Annotated in this window: 10 protein-coding genes; 7 read left to right on the top strand and 3 right to left on the bottom strand. The window is 73.3% G+C overall.

Annotation, left to right across the window (positions count from 1 at the left end; translation table 11 throughout):
- The first annotated feature begins 104 nt into the window (after positions 1 to 104).
- From AB0B63_RS28230 to AB0B63_RS28210, 5 genes are all read left to right on the top strand, one after another.
- On the top strand, positions 105 to 593 hold the full coding sequence (locus AB0B63_RS28230; RefSeq protein ID WP_307799565.1) for a hypothetical protein: 489 nt from the start codon (positions 105 to 107) through the stop codon (positions 591 to 593).
- 79 nt (positions 594 to 672) lie between these two features.
- Positions 673 to 1,116: a hypothetical protein gene (locus tag AB0B63_RS28225; RefSeq protein WP_208569099.1), complete on the top strand. Its 444-nt coding sequence runs from the start codon at positions 673 to 675 to the stop codon at positions 1,114 to 1,116.
- 178 nt (positions 1,117 to 1,294) lie between these two features.
- Complete coding sequence (locus AB0B63_RS28220) at positions 1,295 to 3,553, top strand: catalase (RefSeq protein ID WP_357024138.1); 2,259 nt, start codon at positions 1,295 to 1,297, stop codon at positions 3,551 to 3,553.
- A 96-nt stretch (positions 3,554 to 3,649) separates the two neighbouring features.
- Entirely contained in the window at positions 3,650 to 4,090 is a 441-nt protein-coding gene (locus tag AB0B63_RS28215) for a hypothetical protein (RefSeq protein ID WP_208569097.1), read from the top strand.
- 162 nt (positions 4,091 to 4,252) lie between these two features.
- Complete coding sequence (locus tag AB0B63_RS28210) at positions 4,253 to 5,911, top strand: lectin (RefSeq protein WP_357024135.1); 1,659 nt, start codon at positions 4,253 to 4,255, stop codon at positions 5,909 to 5,911.
- 141 nt (positions 5,912 to 6,052) lie between these two features.
- Here the strand turns inward: AB0B63_RS28210 and AB0B63_RS28205 are convergent, their stop codons facing one another.
- On the bottom strand, positions 6,053 to 6,901 hold the full coding sequence (locus AB0B63_RS28205; RefSeq protein WP_208569095.1) for an alpha/beta hydrolase: 849 nt from the start codon (positions 6,899 to 6,901) through the stop codon (positions 6,053 to 6,055).
- Positions 6,902 to 6,989: 88 nt separating this feature from the next.
- Between AB0B63_RS28205 and AB0B63_RS28200 the strand changes: the two genes are divergently transcribed.
- The gene (locus tag AB0B63_RS28200) at positions 6,990 to 7,478 is read left to right on the top strand and encodes a helix-turn-helix domain-containing protein (protein WP_208569094.1); all 489 of its coding nucleotides are present in this window, start codon (positions 6,990 to 6,992) and stop codon (positions 7,476 to 7,478) included.
- Positions 7,479 to 7,616: 138 nt separating this feature from the next.
- Positions 7,617 to 8,468: a formyltetrahydrofolate deformylase gene (gene purU / locus AB0B63_RS28195; protein ID WP_357024129.1), complete on the top strand. Its 852-nt coding sequence runs from the start codon at positions 7,617 to 7,619 to the stop codon at positions 8,466 to 8,468.
- 77 nt (positions 8,469 to 8,545) lie between these two features.
- Here purU and AB0B63_RS28190 read toward each other — a convergent pair whose 3' ends face one another.
- Positions 8,546 to 10,180 carry a DHA2 family efflux MFS transporter permease subunit gene (locus AB0B63_RS28190; RefSeq protein WP_357024126.1) on the bottom strand — a complete coding sequence of 545 codons (1,635 nt, stop codon included), beginning with the start codon at positions 10,178 to 10,180 and terminating at the stop codon, positions 8,546 to 8,548.
- A gap of 62 nt (positions 10,181 to 10,242) precedes the next feature.
- Complete coding sequence (locus tag AB0B63_RS28185) at positions 10,243 to 18,603, bottom strand: type I polyketide synthase (protein WP_357024123.1); 8,361 nt, start codon at positions 18,601 to 18,603, stop codon at positions 10,243 to 10,245.
- Positions 18,604 to 18,619 lie beyond the last annotated feature (16 nt).

The raw sequence follows: 18,619 nt of genomic DNA, 5'->3' as shown, positions 1-18,619 counted from the left end.
GCCGTTGGTCAGGAATCGAGAAGCGGGCGGCGGCACCGGACCATAGCCTTTTCCCAGGTGGCCGGCAGGACGCCGCGCCTCGTCCACCCAGTGAGGGAGACAGCGTGTCCACGAAGAGTTCGACCGCCGCGTCCGGCGGCGGCACCGCCGGAGAGGCCGCCGGGGCCGATGCCGGCGGGTTCAGCGCCGAGGAGCGCGCCGCGATGCAGGAACGCGCCGCCGAGTTGCGTGCCGAGGGGAAGAAGGGCGCCAAGAAGGCCGACGGGATGCAGGCGGTGCTGGACCGGATCGCCCAGATGGCCCCGGCGGACCGGGCGCTGGCCGAGCGGGTGCACCTGACGGTGGTCACGGCGGCTCCGCAGCTGTCCCCGAAGACCTGGTACGGGATGCCCGCGTACGCGAACGAGGACGGCAAGATCGTCGTCTTCTTCCAGGACGCCGGCAAGTTCAACTACCGGTACTCGACCCTGGGTTTCCAGGAGGCGGCGCACCTCGACGACGGTGACCTCTGGCCGGTGTCGTACGCGTTGCGTACCTGGAGCCCTACCGTGGAGAAGCGGGTCCGGGAACTGGTGACGGCAGCGGTCTCCTGACCGGCGGCGGCCGGTTTCCCGGCTGGCGGGCGGTGGTCCGGGGTGTCACCGCCGCTCAGGCGGGTACGCGGCAGGGATGATGCCGACCAGCAGAGCCCTGATCGCCGGTGCGGCCGGCGCGTCCGCCCTCAACGCCGTCACCTACCTCGACATGGTGGTCCGGGCCCGGCCGGCCAGCAGCACCGCCGAGGACAGCGCCGGCCGGTTGGCCGAACTGGCCCACGTCGACCTCGGTGACGCCCGGACCGCCACCAACCGGCGGTCCGGGCTCGGGCCGTTGCTCGGCTACGTCACCTCGGTGGCCGCCGCCGTCGGCTACGTGGCGGCCGGTGGTCGCCGGTTGCCGCTGGGCGTGTCCACCCTCGCGCTGACCGGCCTGGCGATGATCGGTTCCAACGGCCCGCTGACCCTGTTGCGGGTCACCGACCCGCGGACCTGGTCGGCCACCGACTGGGTCGCCGACCTGGTCCCGCACCTGGCGTACGGCGCGGTCACCGCCGTCACCCTCCGCGCGTTGCGCTGACCCCAGGGCGGCGGCGCGGTGCCCGGGCCACCGGTGGGCGGGGGCGGGGGCGGGGGCGGGGGCGGGGGCGGGGGCGGGGGCGGCGGAAACGTACCGGACGGCCCTGTGTGTTTTGCGGTGGGATGCCCGGGTAGGGGAAGAAGACCCGTTCCCCGCTCCGCAAAGAGGTGCCACCCAGATGGAATCCCGCAAGCCGACCGAAGTCGTCAAGGACGTGGTGGACGCCGCAGCCGAGAAGGTGTCCCACCTGATCACCCCCGAGGTGCCCGGCGCACCGGGCAGCGCCCCGCCGACCGTCGAGGAGCCCACCACCCCGCACGGTCCGCTGCCACCCAAGAAGGAACAGGGCGCACCGCAGACCCGTACCCCGACCGGCGCGGCCACCGGCGCACCGGCCGTCGCCAACGGCCAGCAGGGCGAGTTCCTCACCACCGCGCAGGGGGCCCGGCTGCGCGACACCGACCACTCACTCAAGGCCGGCCCGCGCGGGCCGACGCTGCTCCAGGACCACCACCTCCGCGAGAAGATCACCCATTTCGACCACGAACGCATCCCGGAGCGGGTGGTGCACGCCCGGGGCGCGGGCGCGCACGGCGTCTTCACCGGGTACGGCGCCGAGGAGGTCACCCGGGCCGGCTTCCTGCGCAAGGGTAAGGAGACGCCGGTGTTCGTCCGGTTCTCCACCGTCCTGGGGTCCCGGGGCTCGGCCGACACCGTCCGGGACACCCGGGGGTTCGCCACCAAGTTCTACACCGACGAGGGCACCTTCGACCTGGTCGGCAACAACATGCCGGTCTTCTTCATCCAGGACGCGATCAAGTTCCCCGACATCATCCACGCCGGCAAGCCGCACCCGGACCGGGAGATCCCGCAGGCGCAGAGCGCGCACGACACCTTCTGGGACTTCGTCTCGCTGCACACCGAGGCGCAGCACCACACCATGTGGAACATGTCCGACCGGGGCATCCCGCGCTCGTACCGGACCATGGAGGGGTTCGGGGTGCACACCTTCCGGCTGGTCGACGCCGCCGGGGCGACGGTGCTGGCGAAGTTCCACTGGAAGCCGAAGCTGGGCGTGCACTCGCTGGACTGGGAGGAGGCGCAGCTGCTCGCCGGCATGGACCCCGACTTCCACCGGCGTGACCTCTACGACGCCATCGAGGCCGGCGCGTACCCGGAGTGGGAACTCGGCCTCCAGGTGTTCCCGGACACCCCGGAGGAGACCTTCGCCGGCATCGACCTGCTCGACCCCACCAAGATCGTGCCGGAGGAGCTGGCACCGGTGCAGCCGGTCGGGAAGCTGGTGCTCAACCGGACGCCGACGAACTTCTTCGCCGAGACCGAGCAGGTAGCCTTCCACCTCGGCCACCTGGTGCCGGGCATCGACGTCACCAACGACCCGCTGTTGCAGGGCCGGCTCTTCTCGTACGTCGACACCCAGCTCACCCGGCTGGGCGGGCCGAACTTCTCGCAGATTCCGATCAACCGGCCGCACGCGCCGGTCAACGACATGCTCCGCGACGGGTTCCACCAGCACGCCGTGCACGCCGGGGTCGCGCCGTACCGGCCGAACTCGCTCGACGGGGGCAACCCGTTCCCGGCCGGGGACGCCGAGAACGCGTTCGTCGACGTGCCGGTGACCGTGGCCGAGGCCCCGAAGGTCCGGGCCAACCCGGCCTCCTTCGACGACCACTTCAGCCAGGCCCGGCTGTTCTGGCTGAGCATGTCGCCGGTGGAGCGGGAGCACATCGTCCGGGCCTACACCTTCGAGTTGGGCAAGTGCTACCACCAGGCGATCCGGGAACGGCAGTTGCAGTGCCTGGCCAACATCGACCCGGTGCTCTGCGCGCAGGTGGCCACCGGTCTGGGCCTGCCGACGCCGGAGCCGACCGTGCCGCTGGCCGACGTCGCTCCCAGCTCGGCGCTGTCCCAGCTCGGCCGCACCTGGCCGGCCGACGGCCGTACGGTCGGCATCGTGGTCGACGCGGACGCCGGCACCGACGACGTCGAGCAGGTACGCCGGGAGGTGTCCGCCGCCGGCATGGTGCCGCTGGTGATCGCCGCGCACGGCGGCACGGTGGGCGACCTGACGGTGCAGCGGACCTTCGCCACCGGCCGCTCGGTCGAGTTGGACGCGCTGCTGCTGGCCGGGGCCCCCGCGCCGGCCCCCGACGCGCTGCCGGCCCGCGACGCCAAGGCGGGTGCGGCGGACGCCAGCGTCGTCGACCCCCGGGTGCTGCTGCTGGTGCAGGAGTGCTGGCGGCACGCCAAGGTGATCGGCGGCTGGGGCGCGGGCGTGCGGGTGCTGGAGCTGGCCGGGGTGGCCGGCGCGGCGGGCGTGGTGGCCGGTGACTCGCCGAGCGGCGTGCTCGCCGACGCGCAGGCCCTGCTGGCCGCGCACCGGGTCTGGGACCGGTTCCCCGCCTCGATCTCCTGACGGGGGCTGTCGACGGGTGTCCGCCGTGGTGCACGGTGGACACCCGTCGCGACCGGGCCGGCGGGCACCTTGCCGCCGGCCCGTACCGTCGGTGCGGTGGCCGCCGAGAAGGACCTCTCCGACCGGGGTTTCGTCATCGCCATCGTCGGCATCGGCGTGCTGCTCTGCTGTGGCACGCCCATCGCCGGCTTCTACCTGTCCCACAAGGACGCGAGGGAGGAGCCCGGCATCCGCGCCGCCGCCGACGCCTACCTGTCCGCCGTGGTCAGGCATGACGACAACGGCGCGTACGACATGTTGTGTGCGGCCGACCGACGCCGCGAGTCGCGGGCGGACTGGCTGGACCGTCCTGCGGGCGGGTACGGGGTGACCGGGTTCCGGATCACCGACGTGACGGTCGAGCGCCTGAGCGAGGGACCGACCCTGCGGTGGGTAACCGCCGAGGTCACCTATTCGGACCAGGCACCCCGGACGGTGGGGCTGAACGTCGAGCGGCAGGACGGCGACTGGAAGGTGTGCAGCCCGGACGTCCGGTGACCGGACCCCGGACGGCGGGCGGTGCGGCTCGGGCGAGGGCGGCGCAGGCCGGCCCCGGGTACGGCCGACGGGCGCGTATTGACGGCACATGTCAGACGAATTACGTTGGCGAACGTCGATGTATTACGAATCGTGGCCTGCACCCCGGCAAGGAGCGTGCGCATGTTCAGACGACGAGTCGCCCTGCTGTCCCCCGTACTGCTGGCGGCGACCCTGGGCACGGCGGTGGTCACCGGCGCGGCGGTGCTCGGCGGCGCCCCGCCCGCGCAGGCGCTGGAGAACGGCCTGGCCCGCACCCCGCAGATGGGCTGGAACGACTGGAACTCCTTCGGGTGCAACGTCAACGAGACGCTCATCCGGCAGACCGCCGACACGCTGGTCGCAAGCGGCATGGCGGCGGCCGGCTACGAGTACGTCAACATCGACGACTGCTGGTCGACCAGACAGCGCAACGCCAGCGGCGACCTGGTCGCCGACCCGGCGAAGTTCCCCAGCGGTATGAAGGCGCTCGCCGACTACGTCCACGGCAAGGGGCTGAAGCTCGGCATCTACTCCTCGGCCGGGACCACCACCTGCGCCGGCTACCCGGCGAGCATCAACTACGAGCAGCGCGACGCCAACCTCTGGGCGTCCTGGGGCGTCGACTACCTCAAGTACGACAACTGCGGCGACCACCTCGGTCGCAGCGGGCAGCAGCGCTACACGGCGATGCGGGACGCGCTGGCGGCGACCGGCCGGCAGATCCTCTACAGCCTGTGCAACTGGGGCCAGGAGAGCGTCTGGACCTGGGGCGCGTCGGTGGGCAACTCCTGGCGCAACACCGGTGACATCGGTGGCAACTGGAACTCCATCATGGGCATCCTCGACCAGCAGGTCGGCAAGGACTCGTACGCCCGGCCCGGCGCGTGGAACGACCCGGACATGCTGGAGGTCGGCAACGGCCCCACCGAGACCGAGTCGCGGGCCCACTTCAGCCTGTGGGCGCTGCTGAACGCCCCGCTGCTGGCCGGCAACGACCTGCGCACCATGTCGGCGGCGACCCGGACCATCCTGACCAACACCGACGTCATCGCGGTCAACCAGGACTGGGGCGGCCGGCAGGGCTACAAGATCAGTGACAGCGGTGACCTGGAGGTCTGGCGCAAGCCGATGTCCTCCGGCGGGGTGGCCACGGTGCTGCTCAACCGGGGCGGCGGCACGGCCACGGTCACCACCACGGCCAGCGCGCTCGGCCTCGGCAGCGCGTCGTCCTACGCGGTGCGGGACCTGTGGGCGCACAGCAACTCGACGTCGACCGGCACGATCAGCGCCTCGGTGCCGGCGCACGGCGCGGCGATGTTCCTGGTCACCGGCGGCGGCACACCCCCGCCCACCACCCCGCCGCCGACGACGCCACCCCCGACCACTCCCCCACCGACGACGCCCCCGCCGGGCACGACGTCGGCCGTACGCAGCGTCTCCGCCGGCCGGTGCCTCGACGTCAACGGCGCGACGCAGACCAACGGCGCGACCGCCATCGTCTGGGACTGCCACGGCCAGGCCAACCAGTCGTGGACCTCGACCGGCAGCCAGGAGCTGCGGGTCTACGGCACCAAGTGCCTGGACGTCAACAACGCCGGCACCGCCAACGGCACCTCGGTGATCATCTGGGACTGCAACGGCCAGGCCAACCAGAAGTGGCGTTTCAACGCCGACGGCACCGTCACGGCCGTCGGCTCGGGCCGGTGCCTGGACCTGGTGGGCAGCGGCACGGCCAACGGCACCCGTACCCAGATCTGGGACTGCAACGGCGCGACCAGCCAGCGGTGGAGTCGCGGCTGAACCGTCCCACCCCGGCACCGGCCGCCGATGCGCCACCGGCACGCGGGACCGCACCGCGGGTGGTCGCGCCCCGGTACCACGCCGCACCGCGGGTGGTCGGCGCCCCGGTGCCACGCCGCGGTGGCCGGTCGGCTCCGCCGGTCAGCGCTGCGCGGCGGTGAGGACCCGGCGCAGCGTGGCCGCGTACCCCCGGGGGTGGGTGGTGTTGCCGTTGTGGCCGCCGGGGAAGACCACCGGTGCGGTCCCGAGCAGCTCGGCCAGCCGGTCGGCGCACCGGCGGTCGAAGACCTCCGGTGCGGTGCGGGCACCGACCGCCGGGACGATCCGGGTGCCGCAGCCGGGCAGGTCGGCCGGGCGCAGGTCGTCGCCGACGATCGCGGTGAAGTCCCGGCGGATGAACGTGTCGAAGTTGGCGACCCGGCGCGGCGTGAACGGTTGCGGGGTGAGGTCGGGCTCGGCCTCCTGGCAGGTCGGGTCGATGCCGAGCACCCGGGCGATCTCGCGCATGGCCTCGGTCAGCCCACGGGCGGCGTAGAGGCGTTGGACGTCGAGCAGTTCGCGTTCGTGGCGGGTCCGCTCGCCGGTGGGCAGCAGCCGGGGCGAGACCGGTTCGTGGGCGACCAGCGTGTGCAGCCGACCGGGATGGTGGACGGCCAGGCGGAGCCCGATCGAGGCACCGAGGCTGCACCCGAGCATCGCGGCCGGCTCGTCGGTGAGGGCGGCCAGCAGGCGGGCGGCGTCGTCCGCGTGGTCGGCCAGGGTCACCGGCCGGTCGGGGTCGGTGAGCGCGCTGCGGGACAGCCCGCGCCGGTCGTAGGTCACCACGGTGTACGCGTCGGCGAGCTGTGCGACCAGGTCGGCGGTCCGGCGGGCGTCACCCTCACCGCTCTGGCCGATCAGCAGGACCGGGCCGCTGCCCCGGACCTCGTGGTAGAGGCGGGCGCCGGCGACGGCGAGCGTACCGGTCCGGAGGGTGTCGGTTGCGGACATGTGCATCTCCATGCGCTTGACGGACGGGCGGGCCCCGCGCCGATAAAAGCATCGTATCAGATGCATCTCGAATGATGGATCGTTTCTGATGTACTCTGAACGGGTGAACGGCATCGAGTTGTTCCTCCTGGGGCGCACCCTCATGAAGATCGGCGAAGAGGCGATCCCCACCGAGGGGGTAGACCCCCACCCGGCACTGCACCGCTCGGTGCTCATCGTGGCGAGCGACATCCGGGCCCACCCGGGCACCTCGGTCAGCGAGATCGCCGAGCGGACGGGCTTCCCGCAGAGCAAGGTGTCGGTCTGCGCCGCACGCCTGCGCAAGGCCGGTGCCATCGACGCGGTGGCCGACCCCCACGACCGGCGACGGCTGCTGCTGCACACCGCACAGCAGGTCTCCGACCGGGTCGTCCAGATCAGGGCCGCCTCGATCGACGGCGCGCTCGCCACGGCACTCGGCACCGACGACCCGCAGCGGATCGCCGAGATCACCGCCGCCCTGGAGACCCTCGCCCGCAGCCTCACCCCGCAGGCGCTCCTGCGGCTCCGCGGTGGCACCGAGGCGAGCGACGGATGAGCCCGACGGACGGGTGAACGACCCCACGACGGCACGACGCCACGACGGCACGGCGCAGGATCGGCGTTAGGTCCGCAGGGCAGGCTCGGCGTCGGGGTGTCACCTTCCCGGGCACCCCGAGATCGTCGAGGAGAGCAGATGTCGGTCGACACCCTTCGTCTCATCGTGTCCAGCCCCGACCAGCCGGGGATCATCGCCGCCGTGGCCAGGTTCCTGCACCTGAGGGGAGCCAGCATCGTGGAGCTGGACCAGTACACCAGCGAACCCAGCGGCGGTCAGTTCTACCTGCGTACCGAGTTCACCATCGCACCCGAGCGACGGGCGGGCCTGAGCGACCAGTTCGCCACCGCCATCGCCGAGCCGTTCGGCATGCGGTGGCGGTTCAGCGACGCCCGACAGGTCAAGCGGATCGCGATCCTGGCCTCGCGGGCCGACCACTGCCTGGTCGACCTGCTCTGGCGGTGGCGGCGCGGAGAGCTGGCCGCGGACGTCACCCTGGTCGCCTCGAACCACCCCGTCCTGCGCGACACCGTCACCGGATTCGGCGTGCCCTTCCACGAGGTCCCGGTCCGGCCCGACGCCCGGGACGTCGCCGAGGGCACCCTCGCCGACCTGCTGGCCGGACAGTGCGACCTGATCGTGCTGGCCCGCTACATGCAGATCCTCAGCGGCGGGTTCCTGGAGAAGGTCGGCGTCCCGGTGATCAACATCCACCACTCGTTCCTACCGGCGTTCCCCGGCGCCGGCCCGTACGAGCGGGCCCGGCAGCGCGGCGTGAAGCTCATCGGCGCCACCGCGCACTACGTCACCGCCGCGCTGGACGAAGGGCCGATCATCGAGCAGGACGTGATCCGCACCTCGCACCGGGACACCACCGCCACCCTGGTCCGGCTCGGCGCGGACGTGGAACGGACCGTCCTGGCCAGAGCCGTCGAGTGGCACTGCGCCGACCGGCTACTCCAGTACGACAACCGGGTGCTGGTCTTCTGAACCCCGCCCGACCCGAGACGACGTGTCCCCGGCCGCGACTGCGGACCGGGGACACGTCGTCTCGGGTGTCAGCCGTGCTACGTACGGCTTGCCTCGGTCGAGGCCACCGCAGCCGCAGCGGCCGGCGCGGGTGCGGGCACCGCGGTGCCCGGCGGGGTCGGGGCCGGGGGCCGCCGCCGGACGAACGTGGTGAGCACCGCCGCGACCACGACGATGGCGATCGGGAAGAGGAAGTTGGTCTTCAACATGGACAGGAAGGCATGGTCGTACACGTTGGTGAAGACCGTCGCGATCTGGGCCCGGAGCTGGTCCGGCAGGTCGCCCGGCAGGTGACCGAAGATGCCACCGGGACCACCGGCCCCGGCCTGCACCCCGGCGTCGACGAACCGGTCACGCACGTCCGCCGGCAACTGCCCGGCCTGCGCGGTCGCCTCCTCCCGGACCGTGGTGGCGAGCCGGCTCTGGATCAGCGCGCCGACGATCGCCAGACCGAGCACCGAACCGAGCTGCCGCACCGTGTTGTTCAGCCCGGACGCCGCTCCGGCCAGCCGCGGGTTGACCCCGCGCATCGCCTCGGTCGCCATCGGCGCCAGCAACGACCCGGTGCCGGCGCCGGCGACGAGCAGACCGGGCAGGAAGGTGTACCACTTGCTGTCCAACTGGGCCAGGCTGACCAGGATGACCATGCCGATGGCGTACATGGTCAGACCGAAGAGCAGGACGAACTTGCCGCCGATACGGTCCGACAGCCGACCCGCGAACGGGGACACGATGATCGCGACCAGCGGCGAGGGTGCCAGCGTCAGGCCGGCGTGCAACGCGTCCATCCCCAGGACCTGCTGGAGGTAGAGGTTCATCGGCAGGACCAGCCCGAGCATCGCCATCGAGACGACGGCCGCGTTGATGCTCATGATCGTGTAGTTGCGGTCCCGGAACAACGCGAACGGCACCAGCGGTTCGTCGTCCTGCTTGGTGCGCTGGTGGGCGATGAAGACGCCGATCAACACCACCCCGACCGCGAGCAACGCCCAGATCTTCGCGCTCCAGTCGTAACGCTCCCCCTCGTTGAGGGCGAACACCACGCAGAACAGCGCCGCGGTGGCGATCAGCACGCCGACCACGTCGAAGCGGTGCTTGCGGTCCGGCTTCATGTTGGGGATGAGCAGTGGGGTCAGCACCAGCACGGCGATACCCAACGGCACGTTGACGAAGAAGATCGACCGCCAGCCGAAGGTCGACACCAGCAGACCACCGAGGGTCGGACCGGAGATGGTGGCGACACCGGCGACCGCACCCCAGACGCCCATGGCCGTGCCCCGCCGCTGCGGCGGGAAGATACCGATGATCATCGCGAGGGTCTGCGGCACCATCATCGCCGCGCCGATGCCCTGCACGGCCCGCGCCCCGATCAGCTGGCCGGGGCTCTGTGCCGCACCGCAGAAGACGCTCGCCAGGGTGAAGAGCGCCGTACCGGTGAGGAACAGCAGCCGTGGTCCCTTGAGGTCACCGAGCCGCCCGGTCGTGATCAACAGGACGGCGAGGACCAGCGAGTACGCGCTGATCACCCAGAGCACCTGGTTGAACGAGGCGCCCAGGTCGGACATCACGTCCGGGATGGCGATGTTGACGATCGTGAGATCCAACAGGGTCATGAAGAAACCGATCGACAGTGTCGCCAGCACCGCCCACGGGTTTCCGCGCAGCCTATTCAAGATATTTCCCTTCCATGCCTCATGATGCGGTTGCCGGTGCCGACCACACGGTCGCGTGCCGGTCAGGGGAGCCGATCCGGATGCGGACCGCTGAGCTCCCGGTCCAATGTGTGAAACAGGTCGTCGTCGTCGATCGTGTCGAGTTCGTCGGCGCCCCCGGCGGCTTCGTCGCCGCCCTGCCGGCCCTGCCAGTTCCACAGCAGATTCCTCAGTCGCTCACCGATGTCGTCCTCCTCCCCGTCGGGGATGTCGCGGGTGGCCAGCAGAGCGTCCAGCCGGTCCAGCACGGCCAGCACCGCTCCGGCGGGTTCACCGGTCTCCGGCACCAGACGGGTGCCGATCTGCTCCGACAGCGCCACCGCGGTCGGAAAGTCGAAGACGAGCGTGGTCGGCAGCCGCAGTCCCGTGACGGTGTTCAGCCGGTTGCGCAGCTCCACCGCCGTGAGCGAGTCGAAACCCATGTCGCGCAGGCTGCGCTCGTCGTCCACGGCCTCCGCGTCGGTGTAACCCAGGACGCCGCGGATCTCCGTGCGGACCAGGTCCAGCAGCCGCTCGCCACGCTGCTGGGTCGACAGGGCGGCCAGGCTGTCGGTGAGACTGCCCGGGTCGTTCCCGGGGGCGGAGCTCACGGCCGCCGCCCGGCGGGCCGGCACGGGCACCACGGGAGCCAGTGCGGTGAGTACGTCCGGCAGCCCACCGGCCCCGGCCGCCGCGCGTAGTGCCGACGGCGCGAACGCCGCAGCCACCACGACCGGCGGGAGGTACGGGTCGACCCCGGCGAGCGCCTCGTCGAGCAGGCCCAGCGCATCGGCCGCGGCCATCGGGGAGATGCCGATGCGGGCCAGCCGGGCCCGGTCCGCCGCGCCCAGCTCGCCGGCCATACCGCCGGTGCCCCACAGCCCCCAGCCGACGGCCAGGCCGGGAAGTCCCTCGGCGCGACGCTGCCCGGCCAGCGCCTCCAGGAAACCGTTGGCCGCCGCGTAGTTGGCCTGGCCGGCGGTCCCGACGGTGGCGGCCACCGACGAGAACAGCACGAAAGCCGAGAGGCGTCGACCCCGGGTGAGTTCGTGCAGGTTCCACGCGCCCCGGGCCTTGGGGCGCAGCACGGCGGCACAGCGTTGCGCGGTCAGCCCGGTGAGCACCCCGTCGTCGAGCACACCGGCGGCGTGGAAGACCGCACCCGGCTGGTACGCGTCGAGCACCTCGGCCAACCGGTCCCGGTCGGCGACGTCGCAGGCGACGACGGTGGCGGTGGCACCGGCGGCGGTCAGGTCGGCGAGCAGTTCCGCCGCGCCGGGCGCCTGCGGGCCGCGCCGGGCGGTCAACACCAGCCGACGGACACCCTGGGCGACGAGGTGCCGGGCGAGCACGGCCCCCACCGCGCCGGTCGCACCCGTGATCAGCACGGGGCCGTCGGCGTCGAGCCGGTCACCCGTCGTGGCCGTCGGGTCCGGCCGGTCCCCGGCGGTCCGGGCCGGGGCGGGAAGCGGGGCGAGCCGGGGAGCGAGGGCGACGCCGTCACGCAGGGCCAGCCGGGGATCCCGGGCGGCCAGCGCCATCGGCAGGGCGGTGATCGAGGCCGGCGTGCCGTCCACGTCGACCACCGTGATCCGGCCCGGGTGCTCGCTCTGCGCGCTACCGAGCATCGCCCACACCGCGGCCATCGCCGGATCGGGCGTCTCACCCGGGCGCGCGGCGACCGCCAGCTCGGTGAGCACCACCAGACCGACGTCCGCGAGCAGGTCGTCGGCCAGCCACTGCTGCAACAACTCCAGCGTGTCGGCGACGGCCCGCTCGGCGGCCAACGGCGGTGCGAGCGCGGCCATCGCCCGGCTCGTGGCGATCGAGGAGACGGCGTCGACCACGATCACCGACGGCGGCGGGGCCCCGTTCGTCACCGCCTCGTGGACGGCCGTCATGTCGACGAAGAGGGCGGCCGGGCCGAGCAGCTCCGCCGCCGAGTCGGCCAGGACGCGACCGTCGTCGAGCACCGCCCACCGGGGGTGCGGGCTCGGGTCGACGGCCGGCAGCGCCACGGGGTGCCAGTCGAGACGGTAGAGGCCACCCGTCGGCCCGCTGTCCGGCTGGTACGGCCGCAGGGTCAACTCGTCGATGTCGGCGATCGGCGCACCGGCGGGGTCGACCAACGACACGGTGACGGTGCCGGCCCCGGAGCCCGGCGCGAGCCGTACCCGGGCGGTGGTCGCGCCGCCGGCGTGCAGGGCGAAACCGGCGACGGTGAACGGCAGGTGCAGCCGGTCGGTCGGTGGGACGCCGAACGCGACGGCGCGCAGTGCCGCATCGAGCAGCGCCGGGTGCAGGCCGAAACCGGCGGCGTCGGACGACACCTCGTCGGGCAGGGCCACCTCGGCGTAGTGGACGTCACCGGCCCGCCAGAGCGCCCGTACGCCCGCGAAGGCCGGGCCGATCGCCAGGCCGGCGGCCACCAGGTCGGCGTGCAGGGCGTCCGGGTCCACCGGCGACGCCCCGTGTGGCGGCCACGGCGCGTCGCCCTCGGGCCACCCGGCGGGCGTGGCCGCCTCGGTGCCGAGCACTCCGTCGGCGTTGAGCCGCCACGGCGTGGAGCGGTCCTGCGGTTGGGTGTGCACGGTGAAGGCCCGACGCCCCGACCCGTCGGCCGGCCGGACGGTGACCTGGAGCCGGACGGCCTCCTGCGCCGGCAGCACGATCGGCGTCCGGAAGGTGAGCTCGTCGACCCGCCCGCACCCGACCTGGTCGCCAGCCCGGACGGCCAGGTCGGCGATCGCCGCGCCGGGCAGCGTGACCACCCCGCCGACCGCGTGGTCGGCCAGCCACGGCTGGTCGGCCACCGAGAGTCGACCGGTGAGCAGCTCACCCGCCCCGTCGGCCAGCTCGACCACGGCACCGAGCAGGGGGTGACCCGCCGTGTCCTGGCCGGCGGCGCGGGTGTCCCCGACCGGGGCCGGGGCGTCGAGCCAGTGCCGCGTGGCCTGGAACGGGTAGGTGGGCAACGCGACCAGTCGGCCGGCCGGATTGCGCGCGGCCAGCACCGCCACCGGGTCGGGGTGTTCGACGTTGGCCAGTACCGTCGCCACGGCCACCGCGAAGGTGTCCTGCTCCGGCTGGGCGGTCCGCAACGCGGCCACGGTCACCGGTGCCGGCTCCGCACCGCCGATGCTGCCCTGCACCATCGCGGCGAGCACCGGGTCCGGTCCCAGCTCGACGAAGATCCGGACCCCGTCGGCGTGCAGGGTGCGGACCCCGTCGTGGAACCGGACCGTGCCGCGCAGGTGACGGGCCCAGTAGTCGGGTGAGGTCAGTTCCTCGGTGGTGGCCGTGCGACCGGTGACGTTGGAGACGATCGGGATCTCGGGTTCGTGGAAGGTCAACTCGCCGGCGAGGCGGACGAACTCCGCCAGCACACCGTCCATGTGTGCGGAGTGGAAGGCGTGGCTGACGCGCAGCTGCCGGGTGCCGAGGCCGTCGGCCCGGCACCGCTCGGCGACCCGCTGCGCCGCGTCGGCGTCGCCGGAGACGACCACCGACTCCGGGCCGTTGATCCCGGCGATGCTCAACCGGTGCGCGTCCGGCCCGAGCAGGGCGGTCACGGTGGCCTCGTCGGCCCGGATCGAGATCATCGCGCCACCCTCGGGGGCCGACTCCATCAGCCGGCCGCGGGCCGCCACCAGCCGGCACGCGTCGGGCAGGGTGAGCACCCCGGCCACGTGCGCGGCGACGACCTCACCGATCGAGTGGCCGATCAGACGGTCCGCGACGATGCCGGCCCGCTCGACCAGCCGGTAGAGCGCCGTCTGCACGGCGAACAGGGCCGCCTGGGTGTAGCGGGTCCGGTCCAGCAGCGCGGCGTCGGCCGAGTCGGGGGCGGCGAAGACCACTGCGCGCAGGGGACGGTCCAGGTAGGGGTCGAGGTGGGCGCAGACCGCGTCGAAGGCCGCTGCGAAGACGGGTTCGGTGGCGTACAACTCGGCACCCATGCCGGGACGCTGGCTGCCCTGCCCGGTGAACATCAGGGCCAACCCGCCGGGTGTGCCGCGCCCGGTGACGACGCCGCCGGCCACGCCGCCGTCGGCGAGCGCGGACAGGCCGGCGAGCAGGCCGTCGTGGTCCCGGCAGACCAGCACCGCGCGGTGCGCGAACACCGCCCGCCGACCCAGGGTGTACGCCGTGTCCGCGACCAGCGCCCGCCGCCCGTCCCGGTCGTCGGAGCCGGGCGGCAGGTCGGCCAGGGCGGCGGCGAACCGGCGGGCCTGACCGCGCAGTGCCTCGGCGGTACGCGCCGAGAGGGGAACGAGGACCGGGAGGGCCGACGCCCCGGCACCGCCGTCGTCCGTGCCCGGCGCTACCCCGGCCGGCCCCTCCCTCGCGTCGGCGGACGGGCTGTCCGAAACGTCGTCGCCGGGGCGTCCGGCCGGCGCGGGAGCTTCGACGATGACGTGGGCGTTGGTGCCGCTGATGCCGAACGACGAGATGCCCGCCCGGCGGGGACGGTCGGTCACCGCGACCCAGTCCCGGGCCTCGTCGAGCAGGCGGACCGCGCCGGCCGACCAGTCCACGTGCGGCGTCGGCTCCTGCACGTGCAGGGTGCGCGGGAGGGTGCCGTGGCGCATCGCGAGCACCATCTTGATCACACCACCCACCCCGGCGGCGGCCTGCGCGTGGCCGATGTTGGACTTGAGCGAGCCGAGCCACAGCGGCGTCTGCGGGGAGCGTCCGACGCCGTACGTCGCGATGAGGGCCTCGGCTTCGATCGGGTCGCCGAGCCGGGTGCCGGTGCCGTGGGCCTCCACCGCGTCGACGTCGACGCCGGTGAGCCCGGCCGAGGCGAGCGCCTGCCGGATCACCGCACGCTGGGCCGCCCCGTTCGGCGCGGTCATCCCGTTGCTGGCCCCGTCCTGGTTGACGGCGGAGCCGCTCAACACGGCGAGCACCTCGTGCCCGTTGCGTTCGGCGTCGGAGAGCCGTTCGAGCAGCAGCAGACCGACCCCCTCGGCCCATCCGGTGCCCGTCGCCGACGACGAGAAGGCCCGGCACCGGCCGTCGGTGGAGAGCGCGCCCTGCCTGCTGAACTCGATGAACGTCTTGGGGGTGGCCATCACGGTGACACCACCGGCGAGGGCCATCGTGCACTCGCCCCGACGCAGGGCCTGCGCCGCCAGGTGCACCGACACCAGCGACGAGGAGCAGGCCGTGTCGACGGTGACGGCCGGACCCTCCAACCCGAAGGTGTACGCGATGCGTCCCGAGGCGACACTGCCGGCACTGCCGTTGTAGAGGTAGCCCTCGGAGGACCCGGGAGCGGTGGCGAGCCGGGCCCCGTAGTCGCCGTACATCACCCCGACGAACACGCCGGTACGGCTGCCGCGCAGGGTGGCCGACGGCAGGCCGGCCCGTTCGAACGTCTCCCAGGCGGTCTGGAGCAGCAGCCGTTGCTGGGGGTCCATCGCGGCGGCCTCGCGGGGGTTGATGCCGAAGAAGTCGGCGTCGAACCGGTCGGCGTCGTAGAGGAAACCACCCTGGTCGGCGTGGCTGGTGCCGGGCCCGTCCGAGCCGGAGTCGAGCAGACCGGACATGTCCCAGCCCCGGTTGCGGGGGAACCCGCCCACCGCGTCCACGCCGTCGGCGACGAGCCGCCACAGCTGTTCCGGGGACTCGACACCACCCGGGTAGCGGCAGCCCATCGCCACGATCGCGATGGGTTCGTCGGCCGGCCCGACCGTCGGGGCGACCGGCGTCGGGGCGGGACCGGTGCCCCCGGAGACCCGCTGGTCGAGGTGTTCGGCGAGCGCGGCCGGGGTGGGGTGGTCGAAGACCAGGGTGACCGGCAGGGTGATCCCGGTGGCGGCCCCGATCCGGTTGCGCAGCTCGACCGCGCTGAGCGAGTCGAAGCCGAAGTCCTTGAAGGTGCGGTCGGCCTCCATCGTCCCGGCCGGGTCGTGTCCGAGGACGGTGAGCACCGCGCCGCGCAGGAGCTCGGTGACCGCCTCCCGACGCCGGGCCGCGGGGAGCGCCGCCATCCGCCGCTCCCAGGACTGACCGGCGTCGACACCGGCGGTCGCCCGCACCCGGCGTGGGGCGACCCGGACCAGGTCCCCGAACAGGGCGGGCAGCAGCCCGGCGGTGGCCTTCGCGCGGAGCGCGGTCCCGTCCAGCCGGGCGGCGACCACGGTCGCCGGCAACGGGTCCGGGCCGGTCGGGTGGCCCGCCCGGACCGCCTCGAACAGCGCCAGGCCCGCCGCCTCGTCCAACGCGCCGATCCCGTCGCGGCCCAGCCGGTTCAGGTCGGTCCGGCTCAGGTGGGCGGTCATGCCGGAGGCCGTGGCCCACAGGCCCCAGGCGATGCTGGTGGCCGGCAGGCCGTGGGCGCGTCGGTGGGCGGCCAGGCCGTCCAGGAAGCCGTTCGCCGCCGTGTAGTTGGCCTGACCGGCGTTGCCCAGGGTCGCGGTCACCGACGAGAAGAGCACGAACTCGGCCAGGTCGAGGTCGCGGGTCAACTCGTGCAGGTGCCACGCCGCGGTCTTCGGCCGCAGGACGGCGTCGAGCTGCTCGGGGCGCAGGGAGGTGAGCAGTCCGTCGTCCAGCACCCCGGCGGCGTGCACCACGGCGGTGAGCGGGTACGCGGCGGGGATCGCGTCGAGCAGCCGGGCGAGCTGCGTCCGGTCGGTCACGTCGCAGGCCGCCACCTCCACCCGGGCGTCGAGGTCGCCCAGTGCGGCGGTCAACTCGTCCATCCCGGGTGCGGCGGCACCGCGCCGGGCGACGAGCAGCAGCCGCTGGGTGGGATACCGGGTGGCCAGGTGACGGGCGAAGACCCCACCGAGCACCCCGGAGGCACCGGTGATCAGGACGGTGCCGTCGTTGCGCGTCCCGGCGGCGGCCCGCAGGGCGTCGCCGGGTGGGGCGAGCCGGGTGAGCCGGGCCCGGTGCTCGACGCCGCAGCGGATGGCGAGCTGTGGCTCGGTGCCGCACCCGGCGACGGTGACGGCGGCCCGGGAGCGCTCGTCGTCGTCCAGGTCGATCAGCACGATCCGGTCCGGGTGCTCGATCTGGGCGGTACGCAGCAACCCCCACACGGCGGCGGCAGCCGGATCGACGTCCTCGTCGGGCCCGACCGCGACCCCGCCACGGGTCACCACGACCAGCTTCGACGGCTGGGCCCCGCCCGGTGACCCGTCGGTGCCGGCCCCGGTCAGCCAGTGGGTGACCTCGTTGTGGACCTCGTGCACCAGCAACCGGGCGGCCTCGGCGGCGTCGCCGTCGGTGGTGGTGCCGACCCCCCGGTCGGTCAGATCCAGCACCTGCCGGTCGGGTGCGTCCGACGGGTCCGCCGCGGCGGGCTCCCGGTCACCGGAGGGTGACCAGGTGATGGCGTACAGGCCGGCGTCGGTGGCGGGCCCCCGCAGGCCACCGGGGATGGGCCGCATCACGAGCGTGTCCACGGTGGCCAGCGCCGCGCCGGTCGGGTCGGTGACGACCAGGTGCAGGACACCGGGTGCGGTCCGGGTGAGCTGGACCCGGGCCGTGGTCGCCGCCGTGCGGTGCAGCGCGACGCCGGACCAGGCGAAGGGCAGCTCCACCGGCGCGGCGGGTGCCTCCGGGTCGGTCAGGCCGGCGTGCAGGGCCGCGTCGAGCAGCGCCGGGTGGATGGCGAAGGCGGTCACCTCGGCGTGCTGCTCGGCGGCGAGCGCCACCTCCGCGAAGACCTGGTTTCCGCGCCGCCAGGCGGCCTGTACGCCCTGGAAGGCCGGGCCGTAGTGGTAGCCCCGGGTAGCCAGGTCGGAGTAGAGCTCGACGCAGTCGAGGGGTTCCGCGTCGGCCGGCGGCCAGGTGTCGGCCAGGCCCTCGGCCGGGGCCTGGTCGTCACTGTCGGAGAGGACACCGGCGGCGCACGTCGTCCAGTCCGTCTCGCCGGAGCCGCTCCGGGCGAAGATGGACACCGGCCGGCGACCGGCGTCGTCAGCGGCGTCGACCACGGCGCGCAGTTGCACGGAACCGGTGGTCAGGACGAGCGGTTGGTGCAGGGTCAACTCGTCGACGTGGCCACAGCCGACCTCGTCACCGGCGCGCAGTGCCATGTCGAGAAAGGCCGTACCGGGCAGGACGACCGTGTCGCCGACCGCGTGGTCACGCAGCCACGGCTGGTCGGTCAGGGACACCCTGCCGGTCAGTACCACCCCGCCGGAGCCGGGCAACTCCACCGCGGCACCGAGCAGCGCGTGGCCGGTGGCGGTCGTGTCGTCGCCGGTGTTGCGGGGTGCCTCCAACCAGTACCGCTCCCCCTGGAACGCATACGTCGGCACATCCACCAACCGACCCGCACCCACCACCCGACGCCAATCAACCTCCACCCCCGCAACAAACGCCTCACCCAACGACAACAACACCCGACCCACACCACCCTCACCCCGACGCAACGTCGGCACCACCACACCACCCGAA

Origin of the sequence: Micromonospora sp. NPDC049081, from assembly GCF_040648835.1 — a bacterium.
GTDB classification, from domain to species: Bacteria; Actinomycetota; Actinomycetes; order Mycobacteriales; family Micromonosporaceae; genus Micromonospora; species Micromonospora antibiotica.
Note: the sequence above shows the minus strand (reverse complement) of the source record. Positions and strands in the feature narration are given on the sequence as shown.

Bases quoted from the DNA above. Each gene is read 5' to 3' on its own strand.
- AB0B63_RS28225 (WP_208569099.1), top strand. From the start codon at position 673: ATGCCGACCAGCAGAGCCCTGATCGCCGGTGCGGCCGGCGCGTCCGCC.
- AB0B63_RS28220 (WP_357024138.1), top strand. From the start codon at position 1,295: ATGGAATCCCGCAAGCCGACCGAAGTCGTCAAGGACGTGGTGGACGCC.
- AB0B63_RS28210 (WP_357024135.1), top strand. From the start codon at position 4,253: ATGTTCAGACGACGAGTCGCCCTGCTGTCCCCCGTACTGCTGGCGGCG.
- AB0B63_RS28205 (WP_208569095.1), bottom strand. From the start codon at position 6,901: ATGTCCGCAACCGACACCCTCCGGACCGGTACGCTCGCCGTCGCCGGC.
- AB0B63_RS28200 (WP_208569094.1), top strand. From the start codon at position 6,990: ATGTACTCTGAACGGGTGAACGGCATCGAGTTGTTCCTCCTGGGGCGC.
- purU (WP_357024129.1), top strand. From the start codon at position 7,617: ATGTCGGTCGACACCCTTCGTCTCATCGTGTCCAGCCCCGACCAGCCG.